13 protein-coding genes are annotated in these 13,649 nt (G+C 62.6%); 5 read left to right on the top strand and 8 right to left on the bottom strand.

Going from position 1 to position 13,649, the window contains the following annotated elements:
- Positions 1–14: 14 nt before the first annotated feature.
- The 3 genes from LPJGGPFB_RS27945 to LPJGGPFB_RS27935 all read right to left on the bottom strand — a co-directional run bounded on the left by LPJGGPFB_RS27945 (position 15) and on the right by LPJGGPFB_RS27935 (position 4,476).
- Positions 15–1,076 (bottom strand): ABC transporter ATP-binding protein, encoded by a 1,062-nt coding sequence (locus LPJGGPFB_RS27945; RefSeq protein ID WP_173423188.1) that lies wholly within the window; start codon positions 1,074–1,076, stop codon positions 15–17.
- Positions 1,073–3,310, bottom strand: coding sequence for an ABC transporter permease (locus LPJGGPFB_RS27940; protein WP_173423187.1), 2,238 nt, complete (start codon positions 3,308–3,310; stop codon positions 1,073–1,075). The genes LPJGGPFB_RS27945 and LPJGGPFB_RS27940 overlap by 4 nt, the downstream gene beginning before the upstream one ends.
- A 137-nt stretch (positions 3,311–3,447) precedes the next feature.
- On the bottom strand, positions 3,448–4,476 hold the full coding sequence (locus LPJGGPFB_RS27935; protein WP_173423186.1) for an ABC transporter substrate-binding protein: 1,029 nt from the start codon (positions 4,474–4,476) through the stop codon (positions 3,448–3,450).
- A gap of 192 nt (positions 4,477–4,668) precedes the next feature.
- Here LPJGGPFB_RS27935 and LPJGGPFB_RS27930 point away from each other — a divergent pair, with 192 nt between their 5' ends.
- Complete coding sequence (locus LPJGGPFB_RS27930) at positions 4,669–5,670, top strand: LacI family DNA-binding transcriptional regulator (RefSeq protein WP_173423185.1); 1,002 nt, start codon at positions 4,669–4,671, stop codon at positions 5,668–5,670.
- A gap of 39 nt (positions 5,671–5,709) precedes the next feature.
- Here LPJGGPFB_RS27930 and LPJGGPFB_RS27925 read toward each other — a convergent pair whose 3' ends face one another.
- Positions 5,710–6,507: a phosphatase PAP2 family protein gene (locus LPJGGPFB_RS27925; RefSeq protein ID WP_173423184.1), complete on the bottom strand. Its 798-nt coding sequence runs from the start codon at positions 6,505–6,507 to the stop codon at positions 5,710–5,712.
- Between the two features lie 254 nt (positions 6,508–6,761).
- A complete protein-coding gene (fabZ, locus tag LPJGGPFB_RS27920; RefSeq protein ID WP_173423183.1) occupies positions 6,762–7,250 on the bottom strand; it encodes a 3-hydroxyacyl-ACP dehydratase FabZ in 489 nt (162 codons plus the stop codon).
- Positions 7,251–7,608: 358 nt separating this feature from the next.
- On the opposite strand from fabZ, the gene LPJGGPFB_RS27915 reads away from it, so the two are divergent.
- The 4 genes from LPJGGPFB_RS27915 (at position 7,609) to LPJGGPFB_RS27900 (ending at position 11,275) form a co-directional block, all read left to right on the top strand.
- Complete coding sequence (locus LPJGGPFB_RS27915; protein ID WP_173423182.1) at positions 7,609–8,304, top strand: response regulator; 696 nt, start codon at positions 7,609–7,611, stop codon at positions 8,302–8,304.
- Entirely contained in the window at positions 8,301–9,473 is a 1,173-nt protein-coding gene (locus LPJGGPFB_RS27910; RefSeq protein ID WP_210264624.1) for an ATP-binding protein, read from the top strand. The genes LPJGGPFB_RS27915 and LPJGGPFB_RS27910 overlap by 4 nt, the downstream gene beginning before the upstream one ends.
- 215 nt (positions 9,474–9,688) lie before the next feature.
- Positions 9,689–10,693 (top strand): DUF535 family protein, encoded by a 1,005-nt coding sequence (locus LPJGGPFB_RS27905; RefSeq protein ID WP_173423181.1) that lies wholly within the window; start codon positions 9,689–9,691, stop codon positions 10,691–10,693.
- Positions 10,694–10,858: 165 nt separating this feature from the next.
- Entirely contained in the window at positions 10,859–11,275 is a 417-nt protein-coding gene (locus LPJGGPFB_RS27900) for a GFA family protein (protein WP_173423180.1), read from the top strand.
- 33 nt (positions 11,276–11,308) lie between these two features.
- Here LPJGGPFB_RS27900 and LPJGGPFB_RS27895 read toward each other — a convergent pair whose 3' ends face one another.
- The 3 genes from LPJGGPFB_RS27895 to LPJGGPFB_RS27885 all read right to left on the bottom strand — a co-directional run bounded on the left by LPJGGPFB_RS27895 (position 11,309) and on the right by LPJGGPFB_RS27885 (position 13,531).
- On the bottom strand, positions 11,309–11,932 hold the full coding sequence (locus LPJGGPFB_RS27895; RefSeq protein WP_173423179.1) for a LysE family translocator: 624 nt from the start codon (positions 11,930–11,932) through the stop codon (positions 11,309–11,311).
- A gap of 3 nt (positions 11,933–11,935) precedes the next feature.
- On the bottom strand, positions 11,936–12,385 hold the full coding sequence (locus LPJGGPFB_RS27890) for an Lrp/AsnC family transcriptional regulator (RefSeq protein WP_173423178.1): 450 nt from the start codon (positions 12,383–12,385) through the stop codon (positions 11,936–11,938).
- Between the two features lie 87 nt (positions 12,386–12,472).
- On the bottom strand, positions 12,473–13,531 hold the full coding sequence (locus LPJGGPFB_RS27885; protein WP_173423177.1) for a LacI family DNA-binding transcriptional regulator: 1,059 nt from the start codon (positions 13,529–13,531) through the stop codon (positions 12,473–12,475).
- Positions 13,532–13,649 lie beyond the last annotated feature (118 nt).

Below are 13,649 nucleotides of genomic sequence, written 5' to 3'. Positions count from 1 at the left end.
GTCGGTCTCGAAAATTATGCCGTGATCAAAGCAAGGCCGCGATTGCGGAAGCCGATGGCGACTTCGGTCGCAGGAGATAACATCCGTTCGATCGCGTCATCAACCACGAATAGCAATCCAGTTTCAGTTTCAACTTCATATTCGATGTGGCCACCGAGATAGGATGCCGTGCTGATGACGCCGGGCAGGGCAGCGCCACTTGCCGGCGTCAGCGTCACGGCATTGGGACGCACGGCGAGCTTTGACGGACCGGGCCGGGCATCGCGCGACGGCAGCCGATGTTCAAGCCCGCCGATGCGGATGGTGGCAAGGCCGGCATCGGACCCGGTAACTTCGCAGGGCAGCACATTGGCCTCGCCCATGAAGTCGGCGATGAAAGCGGATGCCGGCGCTTCGTAAAGCTCGCGCGGTGCGCCTTCCTGGGCGATCGCGCCGTCCTTCATCACGATGATCCGGTCGGAAACGGCCAGCGCTTCGTCCTGGTCATGCGTGACGTAGACGGCCGTAAAGCCGAGCCGCTGCTGCAACTCGCGGATTTCCGTGCGAACACGCCGGCGCAGCCGCGCGTCGAGGTTGGAGAGCGGCTCGTCGAGCAAAAGCACCTGCGGTTCGAGCACCAGAGCGCGGGCGACGGCGACACGCTGTTGCTGGCCGCCCGACAGCTCAGCGGGAAGCCGCTGGCCAAGTCCGCCGAGGCCGACGAGCTTCAGGCCTTCCTCTGCCCGGTTCCGCGCCTCCTTCTTCTTCATGCCTGAGGATTCGAGGCCGTAGGCGACGTTGTCGAGCGACGTCATATGCGGAAACAGCGCGTAGGACTGGAACACCATCGACACGTCGCGCTCATTGGCAGGAAGCATGGTGACATCCTTGCCGCCGATGAGGATCCGGCCGGAAGACGGGTGCTCAAGGCCTGCAAGCATGCGCAGCGTCGTGGTCTTGCCGCAGCCCGACGGCCCGAGCAGGGTGACGAGGGTGCCGGGTTCGATGGTCAGCGACAGGTCGTGGATCGCGGTGAACGCGCCGAACTGTTTGCGCAGGTTCTGGAAGACGACCGAGCCGGTGCGGGGGGTGCTCATGCGGGGTTCTCCTGGGAAAGGGGCTTGGTGGCGGTGCGGACTGGGGCCGCGCCGAGGACGCGGTTCTCCCGCCGAAGCTTGCGCTCGCCGACAAGCAGTTGCAGGCCGGTGATGACGGTGATCATCACCACGATGAGGGCCGACGAATAGGCGATCGCCACGCCGAACTCGCCGTTTTCGACAAGGCCGACGATGTAGGACGTCGCCATGTTGTATTCAGCGCTGACGAGGAAGACGACGGCGCTGATCGACGTGATCGCCCGCACGAACGAATAGACGAGGGCAGCGACAATCGCTGGACGCAACAACGGCAGGATCACCTTGCGCAACGTGCGGAAGCTCGTTGCCCTCAGCGTCAGCGAGGCCTCGTCCAGGCTCTTGTCGAGCTGGCTCATTGCCGCGATGCCGCCGCGCACGCCGACGGGCATGTTGCGGAAGACGAAGCAGGCAACCAGGATCAGCGCCGTTCCGGTCATTTCGAGCGGCGGCAGGTTGAAGGCGATGATGTAGCTGATGCCGATGACCGTGCCGGGAATGGCGAAGCTCAGCATCAGCGCGAATTCGAACACATCCCGTCCGGCAAAACGTTGCCGAACGATCAGGTAGGCGGTCAACAGTCCGACGATCGCCGTCAAGGGTGCCGAGATCAGCGCGATCTCCATCGTCGTCCAGAACGAATTCCAGGCAACGCCGGTCCAGGCGATGGCGCCGTCGGTCAGCGAGATCGAGAAGGCTTTGATGTAGTGATCTAACGTCAGCGAGTTATCGAGACCCCAGGTCTTTACGAATCCGCCGAACAGGATCATGCCGTAGACGACGACGGTGAAGATCATCCACGGGATCACCACGGCATGGAGGCCGATCGACAGCGGCCGTGGCAGCGCGATATGCGAGCCGCTGTCGCCCTTGCCGGTTACGGTCGAATAGTTCTTGCCCGCCAGCCAATAGCGCTGGGCCAGGAAGGCCGACAGGGTGAAGCACAACAGGATGATGGCGAGGACGGCCGCGCGGGACGGATCGTTCTGTGCGCCGACGACAGCAAAGAAGATTTCCGTCGAAAGCACGCCATGGCTGCCGCCGAGCACCAGCGGATTGCCGAAATCGGCCATGCTTTCGATGAAGCCGATCAGGAAGGCGTTGGCCAGACCCGGCTTCATCAGCGGCAGCGAAACGTGCCAGAATGTGCGCCACCGATCGGCGCGCAAAGTCTGCGACGCCTCTTCCATCGACGGGCTGACGCCCTCGACGACGCCGATCAACACCAGGAATGAGATCGGGGTGAAGGACAGCACCTGCGCGATCCAGATGCCGGTGAGGCCATAAAGCCAGCGACCGGGCTCGATGCCGAAGGCGTCGGACAGGAACTCGGTAATGACGCCGGCGCGCCCGAAGAGCAGCGTCAGCGCCAGGCCTATGACGAAGGGCGGCGTGATGATCGGCAGCACCGTCAACAGGCGCATGCCCTTCTTGAAGGGGAAGCGGGTGCGGGTTGCGACCAGCGCAAAGGCAAGGCCGAGCAGGGTCGAGCCGGAGGCGGTCATCAGCGCCAGCCAGAGCGTGCGCCAGGCGACGCCGCAGCGCTCGCCGCCCGTGACGCAGCCAAGGCTCCAGATCGAACCGTCCTGAATGTTGCGCAGGAAGCCATCCGGCTTGAACGAGCCGTCGAAATCCTGGACGGACGCCGCAAACATGCTGCCAACGGGATAGAACACGAAGACGACCACGAGGCAGACGAGCAGCGAGATCGACGCGACGATGAAGGCATCGCCCTTCATGGCGCCACGTTCAGCCAGGCCGAATGCGAAGATGAGAATGAAGGCGAGGGACGCGAGAACGGCGCCGGCACCCATGGAAGGCTGGCCGTCGGCAAGTGGGCCGAAGAGGGTTTCGCTGATCATCCAGGTCCAGCCGGTAAAGCCGATCGCCAGGCCCTGGAGAGCAATGAACAGGAGGCCGGCTGCACCGGCCACCGCCAGCACCAGGCCGCGGCGATCCGGGTCCCGGATGAACCGGGCGGCGGCACAGGCGCCGAGAAGCAGGAGCGCGACCACAAGCCATGGACGACCGTGGGCAAAGATTTGCGCAAGGCCCGGTGCCACGGCAGCGTCGGAGGGAAAGCTCGAAAGCCAGCCAAGGCCGAAGAAGCCTCCCTCGATGCGGTACCAGGGCACGACCAGAAATGCGGCCAGCCCAAGCCCGAGCGTGAGGTCGAGCCTACGGTTGCGATGTTCCATCACGGTCCTCGCGTCTTTTCGCTATTGGAATGTCGATCATGGTGCAGGGCCGGCTGGCGAGAGCCGGAGACACCTGCGGTCTTTCGAGGTGCGGTCGGCCGGATCGTTCGATCCGGCCGACCGCAAACCGAATGGCGTCAGTTGGCGTTGGCACCAACCTCGCGGTCCCAGCGCTCGAGCAGAGCTTTGCGCTTTTCGGAGTCGCCATAGGTGGCGAAGTCGTAGTCGATCAGCTTGATGTCCTCGAACTTCGGTGCTTCTTTCGGCACTTCCGCGCTCTTGTTGGACGGCAGCTGGAAGGACTTGGCGTCCTTCATGCGCGACTGGACCTCAGGTTTCAGTGCCCAGTCGTACCAGATCTTGGCATTGTCCAGGTTCTTGGCGCCGCGGATGATCGACATCGAGCCGATTTCGTAGCCGGTGCCCTCGCAAGGGGCGATCGCCTTGATCGGGAAGCCTTCGGCTGTCTGCGCGACGGCGTCGTGCATGAAGACGATGCCGAGGCCGGCTTCGCCGCGCGCGGCCGATTTGACCGGTGCCGAACCCGACTTGGTGTATTGCGCGACGTTGGCATTGAGTTTCTTCAGGTAGTCGAAGGCCTGATCTTCACCCATGATCTGCACCAGCGACGCGAGTGCCGTATAGGCAGTGCCCGACGAGTTCGGGTTGGCCATCTGGATCTCGCCCTTCAGCGACGCGTCCAGCAGGTCGGCCCAGCATTTCGGCTCCTTGAAGCCTTTCTTCTGGAAGATCTCGGTGTTGTAGCCCCAGCCGAGCGCGCCGGCGTAGACACCCACGGTGCGGTAGCCCGAGCCTTCGGCCTGTTTCTTGGCCCAATCCTGCAACTGATCAAGCATCGGCGACTTGTATTCGAGCGTCAGCCCGTCGGATGCGGCCTGCAGGTGCGGGTCGCCGGTGCCTGCCCACCAGATATCGGTCTTGGGGTTGCGCGCTTCGGCGCGCACCTTGGCATAGGTCTCGCCGGAAGACAGGCGAACCATGTTGACCTTAATGCCGCTTTCCTTCTCGAAATCGGCGGTCATCTGCTCGCATATGACGACGTCCGCCGAGCAAATCAGATTGAGACTGCCTGCCGCCTGCGCCTGAGACGCCGCGAATGTCAGGCTGGTTGCGGCAAGCGCGACCGAAATGGATACAGCTTTCATAACTTCCTCCCAATGGTGCGATGCCTCCACATCGCAGTAATGCAAGCGCGTGCAAGGTGTCACATGGATCAGAATGTTGTCAATCCGAGTTCGGCCGAAAGTGGAAAGTTTAATCGATTGGGTTTGTGTAAGCTTGCACAGGCTTGATATTTGTTGCAAGAAGTTTGCAAAGCCGTGCAAGGGTGGGTCACGATGAGCGACAAGATATTCGTCAGTGCAGAGGAAGTGGCAAGGAAGGCCGGCGTATCCCGCTCCGCGGTTTCGCGCGCGTTCACAGCGGGTGCGAGCATCGCGCCGGAGACGCGCCGCAAGGTCATGGAGGCGGCGGAAGCACTCGGCTATCACGTCAACCATCTGGCCCGCGGATTGATGCGCAATGAAAGCGGCATTGTCTGCCTCGTCGTTTCCGACATGGGCACGCCTTACCGTTCGGCGCTGATCAAGGCGTTGACGCAGCAGCTGCAGAATGCCGGCAAGATCGCGATGATCGTCAATACCGATCGATCCGACGAACGCGTCGACATGGCTTTGCGCCAGGCAATCCGGTACCGCGCCGATGCCTCGATCGTGCTGTCGGGCATGCCGGACAAGTCGCTCGTCGATCTCTGCGTCCGGAACGGTCAGCGGCTGGTTCTGATCAATCGCGACGACGAGCATCAAGGCCCACTCAGAATTAACCTCGACGACGATGATACGGCGCAAAGCGTGGTGACGGCGTTCCTGCGGGCCGGCTGTCGCCGTCTCGCTTTTGCCAATTCAGAAGCCGGGACACCGAGCCTCATGACGCGCGAAGTGGGTTTTGTCGCAGCGGCGCGGGAGCAGGGGCTTGATGTGACCGTCGAACGCTTCGGCCCGACGGGTTATGAAAGCGGCAAGGTCCTGGCGCAGCGGTTGATGACCCGTCGCGAGCGTCCGGATGCGGTCTTTTGCGTGACCGATCTCGTTGCGCTCGGTTTCATGGATGCGGCCCGGCATCAGTTTTCGCTTTCGATCCCCGACGATCTCTGCGTCGTCGGTTTTGACGACATTCCGCAGGCCGCCTGGAGTTCCTACGAGTTGACCACGTTCGCCCAGCCCATCGAGGAGATTGCGGCGGCGGCGGTTGCATGGCTGATGAGCGACGACGTCGGACAATCGCAATCGTTGCGGCTCAACGCCCCCTTCGTCTGGCGCCGATCCGTCCGTAGCGCCTGATCGGACGGTGAGCGGTCGGTGGCAAGGCTGCCACCGACGTCAGGCGGCGATGGACAGTCCGCCACGCGTCAGCGCGGCATCGATGCGTGCGCCATGGGCTGCAAACACGGACCAAAGCCACAGCATGATCCAGAGCATCAGCAGCCAGGCGAGCACGACATCCGAGAGGAAGTGCGCGCCGAATGCAATGCGGTTGAGCGAGAAGACGAGCACGACAGGCACGAGCGCAACGATCGCCTTCCAACGCCAAGCCAGGGGCAGGAAAAATGCCAAGCCGAACAAGGCAATCGCCGTCGCCGATTCGCCAGACGCGAACGAACAACTGCGCGAGCACGCGCCGGAAACCTGCCAGGCGGGCGTAAACGGCAGCGTTCCGCCGAACTCGACGATCTCGGAAGGGCGGGCGCGGCCGACCAGCCGTTTCAGCAACTGGATGGCAAGGCCGGGGCCGAGCGCATAGAAAGTCAGGAAAAACAATATTTTATGCGGACGTGGCAGCCATGCGCGCGGCCGGCGCATCTGCCCGGCAAGCATGACCGCGAGGGCGGGCAGGAGCAAAATCGGGATCAGGCGGTTGAAATCACGCAGCAGACGCAGTGCGTGCTCCCGCGACAACGGAAAGTCTGCATTGCCTGCCGCCGCCCAGCGTGACACGGCCAGATCGATGCCGGGAAAAGCCATAAACACGAAGCCCGCAAATATCGTTGCCGAAGCGGCCGTCTGAACCGGGTGTTGGCAGATCTGGGCCTGCAATCGGGCAGGCCATGTCAGGGGATTGGCAACCCGCCGCCAATGGCCGGCAGCTGGTGTCGTGATGGATTGCAGGATGCTGGACATTCCGAACGCTCGCGATGGGAAAACAGGAGGAGGCGAGCGCGAGAATTGCTGGTGACTGTCAAGGATGGGCGGGCAACTGGAGAAGGCTCGGAGCGGAAAACGCATCGGTCTTCCGCGTACGGCGCCAAGCTGTCGGGCAGAGTTTTCCGCCCGCCCATCGTTGCGGACCCGGAGGCGGAGGAGGTGCTACGCGGCACCTTCGCATAGGAGGGGGTGGCGACGGTTCGGATCGCCGCCCGCCGCGGGGAACGGGTTCAAGCGGCGGCGTCGGGCCGCTGTTCCTCTGTCTCCAGGTAAGCCGCAATCTCGGCCTCGGCAACGCATGCGCCATCGACGCGTGCCTCGCCGCGATAGCGCCAGACATTGCGGCGATAGGCCAGCTTCGTCATGTGATACTTGATGACGTCACCCGGGCGAACGGGCTTGCGAAATCGGGCCTTGTCCACCGTCAGCATGTAGATGATCTTTGGCGTCAAACCCACGGCAAGCTTGGCGGCCGCACACATGACACCGGCAGTTTGCGCCATGCCCTCGATGATCAGCGCTCCGGGAAAGACCGGATTGCCAGGGAAGTGCCCCTGGAACTGCGGTTCGTTCATCGAAACGTTCTTGATCCCAATGCCGCTTTCTTCGCCGCGGATCGAAACGAGCCTGTCGATCAGCAGAAAGGGGTAACGATGCGGGATACATTGCAAGATCTTGCCGATATCGGCTGACGTCAGTTCGCTCGTTTCAACAGGCATGAGAATTCCCCTCTTGGGTTGCTTGCGGCCCTGCGCGAGCCATCGTACGGAAAGCGTCAGCGCCGCTTGCTTGGCCGGGATCGCGAAGGCGTTCCGGGACGTTTGTTATGTGGGTCGGTGGAATCTGGGGTGAAGCCGCAAAATCGGCATTCGAGGGCACATACACCGTGCGTTCGACACTCGATCAGACGGTGGCAGGCGGACACTCGACGCGATTTGTCAAGAAATGGCGGAGAAACGAAGAACGCTTGATGCGGAACGCCCGGCGATGGTGTCCAGCGCTGCCCGGATGAATTGCAACCCGAATTTTTTCATCCCATAAGCTCGTTGCCACAACACATGCGCGAGGAGTTTGCAGATGGTCGACAAGGGTCTCATCCTTTTGGTCGAGGACGAGCCGGAGATCGCGCAGATCCTCGATGCCTACCTCGTGCGTGACGGCTTCAGGACGGTACGGGCGGCGGACGGCGAAACCGCGCTCACCCATCATTCCGTGCTTTCGCCTGATCTCGTTCTTCTCGACGTGCGCATCCCGCGGCTCGACGGTTTCGAGGTGCTGGCGCGGATCCGCCGCGAGAGCAATACGCCGACGATCATGGTGACGGCATTGGCCGAGGATCTCGATCGGCTGGCGGGGCTGAGGCTCGGTGCGGACGACTACGTCGTCAAGCCGTTCAACCCGCAGGAGGTCGTGGCCCGCGTCAATGCAGTTCTGCGGCGGACGCGAAACGGCGCCGGCGCCACGGTGCTGCGCTTCGAAAATGTCGAGGTCGATCTCGATGCGCATGCGGCCTTTGTCGAAACCACCGGCAAGCGCCAGTCCCTGCCGCTGACACTCAGCGAGTTTCGTATCCTGGCCCATATGATCCGACGCCCGACGCATGCCTTCGAGCGAGCCGACATTCTCGATGCCTGCCTTCCCGACAGTGACGCGCTGGCGCGAACGGTCGACACCCATGTCGCCAACCTTCGCCGCAAACTCGAGGATCTCGGCGCCTGCGGTTTCTTCTCCGCGGTTCGCGGTGTCGGCTACCGTTTCGTGGAGCCGAGATGAAGATCAGAATATCGCGTCTCCCACTTGGCGTTCTCACCGCCATGCTGCAGGCTGTCCTGCTCGTGGTCAGTGTCTGCATCGTCTATTTCGGCGTGATGTGGATGGAGGCGGACCTCGAGGAGCGGATGCTCAAGATGATGTCGCGCGGGGCGGCGCAAGCCTATACCGATATCAATGCCGGCCGGATGCCGACGGAGGAAAACCTTCGCGCGTTTGTCACCAGCGTTCCCGCGATCGAGGAATGGGGCAACAACGAGATCGACCTGTCGATCATTACCTTCGGTGCGATCGCTGCGGCAACCTGCAGCCTGATCGGCTATTGGCTCGCCCGCAAGATCAGCCGTCCTTTGGAACTGCTCGCTCAGGCAACCGAAGACCTGCGTACCGGCGATTTCGCGGTTCGTGTCGGCTCCGTTGGGAAGGGGGCGAAAGAAGTGGCAACGTTGATCAAGACTTTCGATGAGCTGGCGGCCGAACTCGAAAGCATGGAAAGCCGCCTGCGTTTCAACACGATGGCGGTGGCCCACGAATTGCGCACGCCGTTGACGATCCTGCAAGGCAATCTGCAGGGCATGGCCGATGGCGTCTTTCCGTTGGAGCAGGAGCGCGTGCGACAGCTGCTCGTCCAGGTGGAGGGGCTATCCGCCCTGGTCGAGGATCTGCGCACCCTTTCGCTTGCCGCAGGCCAAAAGCTCGTCACCCAACGCGGTACGGTCGATCTGGCGGCCGAGGCGACGCAGGTGCTCGGCGCCTCCCGCACGATCCTCGCATCTGCCGGTCTCTCGCTCGAAATGGCACTTGTCCCAGCTGTGGTGTCCGGCGATTCCCAGCGCCTGCGTCAGGCGTTGCTTGCGCTCGTTGAAAACGCCTGTCGCTATGCGTCATCAGGCGGCGTGCTTCGGTGCGAAACCGGCGCGCGTGGCGCGGACGAAGCCTTCATCCGGGTTCTTGATCGCGGGCCGGGTCTTCCGGACGATGTAACGACCCACTCGATCGACCTGTTCTGGCGCGGGGACGCGTCCCGTTCGCGGGCAACCGGCGGAACGGGTCTTGGCCTCTCCGTCGTGCAGGCGATTGCTAAGGCCCATGGCGGCCGGCTGGAATTCGCAGCGCGCCCCGGCGGCGGAGCGATGATCACCGTCATGCTGCCGCGCGAAAGCGCCGCCTGAGCGCCATCGTTATCGTCGTGAAGGCCTGATCGGGGCCGTTCGGCGTTCGGTGAAGGCCGCACGCCGGCTCTGTCCATGCGGGCGGATCGCTCCGCCAACAGGCGCTCGATTCCGGATCACTTCTCCGCATTCCCTTGACAAACAGAATGCAAACCCAGCGGTGCCGGATATCCCGGCGATGCTTGGACAAGCATTTGCTTTCAAGGAATTACGCCATGTCCCTGGAAGGTCGTTTGCCGCAATACAGCGCTCGATCGGACTTGCCATCGCTGCCCAACGGCGGTGGTGAGAGAGTTGAAACCCAGCCGGCATCTGTCGGTTTCGTCGCCGCTGCCAACATGCCGGAGCGTGGCCGGTCGGGCCGTCAGATCCTGTGGCAGGTTCTCAAGCTTGGCGGGCGGCTGACCTTGAAGCGCGCGGTCGTGTTCTCGATGCGGCTCGCCCGACATCCGGTATTGACGACGCGCTGGCTCGCCTTTCTCAGCGCGTTCGGCGACCGCTACAAATTGGGTCTTCCGCACGACGATCTTATTCGCAAGTCGGTACCGACATTTCTGTTGCACGGAGCTCGCTCAAGCCAACGGCTTGAACTGCTGATGAACCATTTCGATGTCGCGAGCGAAGTCCTGTCACGCCGGTCGCTGATGGCGCTTTGGCGCGGTACGTCGATGGAGATGGGAACGGTCGCCGGGCGCGGTGAAAATTACCGTGTCCAGTTGCTGTTGGCCGACCATTGCGGTGGGCGCCACGAGGGCGCCTTTGCGATCAGGCTTAGCCGCCAAAGCGATCGTTATGCGCTTTGCACGGTCAGTTTCGCCTTCGTGCGTTGCGATGATGACGCCTATAGCCTGGTGATCGGCGGCATGCAGGGGCCGCGTGGAGGCGACGGAAAACGGGCGCTGATTACCGCGACCCGCGATCTCGGGGGCTTGCGGCCAAAGGATGCGGTTCTGCTCACGCTGCAGGGGCTCGCCTCCGAGGGCAACGCAACGCACCTCTATGCCGTCTCCAACGACAGGCACGTGATCAACCGCCGACGGCGCAAACGTCGGCGGATGATGGTGGCCGATCTCGATGCCTATTGGGCGGACAGGGGCGGCGAACCGTCCGATCCCTTCGGTTTCAGCCTGCCGATCGGCGAGGGCACGTCTGCGCGGGATGGAAACAGGCGCGACCAGAGCAAACGCGCGTTTCGCGACATTGGCGCGTGGTTTTACTGAGCGCCGGCTGCGCTTTTCGGATCTTTGCGACGTCGATACTGAGACCGCTGCCGCCAAGATCAAACGCACGGATGCCCTCATGGGGTGTATCATCGCGGCGCTACACTAATCCGCCCGTCGCAAGTTATGCTGCTGATGATTCGAGACTGCAACTGGAGGTAACGCGTGACAAGAGCCGCGACCAAAAAGAACAAGCCGCACACAGGCGGATGCATTTGCGGAGCAATTCGGTTCGAGGCGAAAGGGCCGGCCGGAAAGCCGCACACCTGCTCGTGCAAACTGTGCCAAAAGCATTCCGGCGCGCTGACCGTCGCCTGGGTCGAATTCCCAAGCGACGCCGTGGCTTGGACCGGGCCTGGGGGAGCGCCCGCAACCTATCGCTCCTCCGATTACTCCAGCCGGGCCTTCTGCGGCACCTGCGGCAGCACGCTCGGCGCGATCGACGATGCGCCCGTCGTCGCGTTGATGCTCGGGTGCTTCGACAAGACCAACGCCGCCGATCTCATCCCGGTCTCGCACAGCTACCGTGGCGGACGCCCGAAATGGTGGCATGTCGAATGCGTCAGGCCGGCGGGTGAATAGACTGCGGCAGCGCCGCCTTCTTCGGCTGTAGCCTTAGATGAGGTTCACCACGACCGAGCCGATTGCCACTGCGCCGAAGGCAATCAGGACCAGGCCCGAAAGGCGTGAGACCCACGTGACGAAACTGTCGGGCAGGTGTGTTCGGGCAAGGGTAATCCCGCCGCTTAAAAGCATCCACCAGGCGAGCGAGCCGAGGAAGACGCCGGCAACGACGACGGTGGCGTTTGCAAGTCCACCGGCTTTCGCCAGACCAAGGACCGCAAAGAACGCGGCAAAGGACAGGATCGTCAGCGGATTGGCGATCGTTAGCAGGAAGGTCGCTGCGGTCGTCTGGATGAGATCGCGCGCACCGACCTTGGCTGCGGCTGCGACCGGGCTCGGTTGCAGCCCGCGCCAGCCGAGCCAGATCATGAAGGCGCCACCGGCAAGGCTGAGCGGCGTCGCCACCGTGGCGAGAAGGGTCGCGAACGCGGCAAAGCCGGCTGCCGCCAGCAGCGCGTAGCTGGCATCGGCGAGCGCCGTTCCCAATCCGCCGGCGACGCCGGCCCAGAAGCCGCGTTCGAGCGTGCGGTTGATGCACAGGACGCCAATCGGGCCGAGGGGAGCGGCAATGGCGAGGCCGAGCAGCAGGCCTTTTGCGAACAGCAGCATCGACATTGCTCAGCGCTCCGGGCCGGTGAACGAGGTTTCCCTGACGGTCGACAGGGCAATCACGGTCTCGCTGCGAGCGAGAAACCGGCGACGCTTGAGTTCGGCCAGGAAAGGCTCGATATCGCCAAGCGACGGCATGCGAACCTTGACGCAATAGGACCAGGCGCCGGTGACGTGGTGACATTCCGTAACGGAAGGGTGGCCGGCCATGAAGGTGCGAAACGCTTCCTCATCCGCATCCGGGGACAGCCCGACCCAGACGAAGGCGAGCACGTCAAGCCCAAGCGCGCGATGGTCGGCGTCGATCGTGAAACGGCGGATCACTCCGCTTGCGACGAGCCGGCGGATGCGCTCGTTGACCGAGGAGGGCGACAACTCCACCGCCGCACCGATATCGGTCAGCGACCTGCGGGAGTCCTGCGCGAGAATTCCAATGATTTTTCTGTCTATCTCATCCATTTCCAATGAATACGTGGAAACTGTCCGTATGTACAGAAAAATCGATTGTTATTGTGCCGTGCGGCCGAAGATTCAGCGATGTGCCATTCAGCCGATATCCTTGAGCGCGTCGAGCGGTCCTGTCAGCGCGGTGCGCGGCTGGACGAGCTCTGGACTGATCAGGTGAATACGCGGCTGTGGCCGCCCCTCCTCGATCACCTCGAATGCCTTGGTGATCATGCCTTCGACATCCTGGCGGATCATGATGACGGGGAAGGGCAGGAACGAGGCGAAGGGGTCGTAGTCGTAGCAGCCGACGGTGAGGTCTGCGAAGTTTTCATGCGGGTGGCCAGCCATGAAGCGCAACAGGCCCTCGAAGTTGATCGAGGAGTTGATGAAGACGCCGCGCGGCAGCTTGCCGTGCTTTTCGTAGAAGGCTTCGAAAGCGAGCCTTGCATTGTTGGGCGCGTAGCCGGTCGGCTGGATGCAGCCGTCCGGGTCTTCGCCCAGAAGCTCGCGCTTCACCGCACGGAACCCGCGGATACGCTCGCGGCTTGCGTGGTCGTCGCGACCGCCGAAGAGGTAGAGTTCATCCGGGCGGAGCGGCTGATCCGCGGGGAAGTGGCGGATGATCGCCTCCGTCAGCATCCGGCCGCCTTGGTAGTTGTCGCTGATGACGGACGGAACCTTGGTGCCGGGCAGGTCGATGTTGATGTGCTTCAGGCCGACGGTCTCGCAGACCTCGTGCACGCCGTCCGGGTCGGTCGCGCCGCAGATGAACAGCTCATCGATCGAGTATGAGATCAGCGTTTCGGCCGTCTTTCTCTCCTCTTCCGGGTCACGGCTGGCGCTGACGACGATCGGGCATTGACCCTTGCTTCTGACATGCGCTTCGAAGGTCTGCGCCATCGAGGAGAAGTAGCGATTGTCATGGACGGGCAACAGCAGGCCGATGAGGCCGGAGCGGGAGCTGCGCAATCCGCGGGCCTGACGGTTGGCGGTATATTGGTGGGTCTCCGCCAGATCCCGGATCAGGGCCGCGGTGCTCTCCTTGATCCGCCGCTTCTGCCAGGTGCCGTTCAAAACCGCACTCACGGTTGAAGGCGAGCTGCCTGACAGCACCGATAAGTCGTAGATGGTCGCCTTCTTCTTGCTCGTCTTCGTCATCGTTGGCCTCCCTCATCGTCTTAGTGCCGATTTCCCCTTGACGAAAGATTAAGTCTGCACAATAGTCTTTGCACCATCGATTGTGCAAACAAGAAATATCGATTGTGCAAATTGATGG

The sequence above is a fragment of the Ensifer adhaerens genome (assembly GCF_013283195.1).
Lineage (GTDB): Bacteria > Pseudomonadota > Alphaproteobacteria > Rhizobiales > Rhizobiaceae > Ensifer > Ensifer adhaerens_G.
Note: the sequence above shows the minus strand (reverse complement) of the source record. Positions and strands in the feature narration are given on the sequence as shown.

Bases quoted from the DNA above. Each gene is read 5' to 3' on its own strand.
- LPJGGPFB_RS27945 (WP_173423188.1), bottom strand. From the start codon at position 1,076: ATGAGCACCCCCCGCACCGGCTCGGTCGTCTTCCAGAACCTGCGCAAA.
- LPJGGPFB_RS27940 (WP_173423187.1), bottom strand. From the start codon at position 3,310: ATGGAACATCGCAACCGTAGGCTCGACCTCACGCTCGGGCTTGGGCTG.
- LPJGGPFB_RS27935 (WP_173423186.1), bottom strand. From the start codon at position 4,476: ATGAAAGCTGTATCCATTTCGGTCGCGCTTGCCGCAACCAGCCTGACA.
- LPJGGPFB_RS27930 (WP_173423185.1), top strand. From the start codon at position 4,669: ATGAGCGACAAGATATTCGTCAGTGCAGAGGAAGTGGCAAGGAAGGCC.
- LPJGGPFB_RS27925 (WP_173423184.1), bottom strand. From the start codon at position 6,507: ATGTCCAGCATCCTGCAATCCATCACGACACCAGCTGCCGGCCATTGG.
- fabZ (WP_173423183.1), bottom strand. From the start codon at position 7,250: ATGCCTGTTGAAACGAGCGAACTGACGTCAGCCGATATCGGCAAGATC.
- LPJGGPFB_RS27915 (WP_173423182.1), top strand. From the start codon at position 7,609: ATGGTCGACAAGGGTCTCATCCTTTTGGTCGAGGACGAGCCGGAGATC.
- LPJGGPFB_RS27910 (WP_210264624.1), top strand. From the start codon at position 8,301: ATGAAGATCAGAATATCGCGTCTCCCACTTGGCGTTCTCACCGCCATG.
- LPJGGPFB_RS27905 (WP_173423181.1), top strand. From the start codon at position 9,689: ATGTCCCTGGAAGGTCGTTTGCCGCAATACAGCGCTCGATCGGACTTG.
- LPJGGPFB_RS27895 (WP_173423179.1), bottom strand. From the start codon at position 11,932: ATGTCGATGCTGCTGTTCGCAAAAGGCCTGCTGCTCGGCCTCGCCATT.
- LPJGGPFB_RS27890 (WP_173423178.1), bottom strand. From the start codon at position 12,385: ATGGATGAGATAGACAGAAAAATCATTGGAATTCTCGCGCAGGACTCC.
- LPJGGPFB_RS27885 (WP_173423177.1), bottom strand. From the start codon at position 13,531: ATGACGAAGACGAGCAAGAAGAAGGCGACCATCTACGACTTATCGGTG.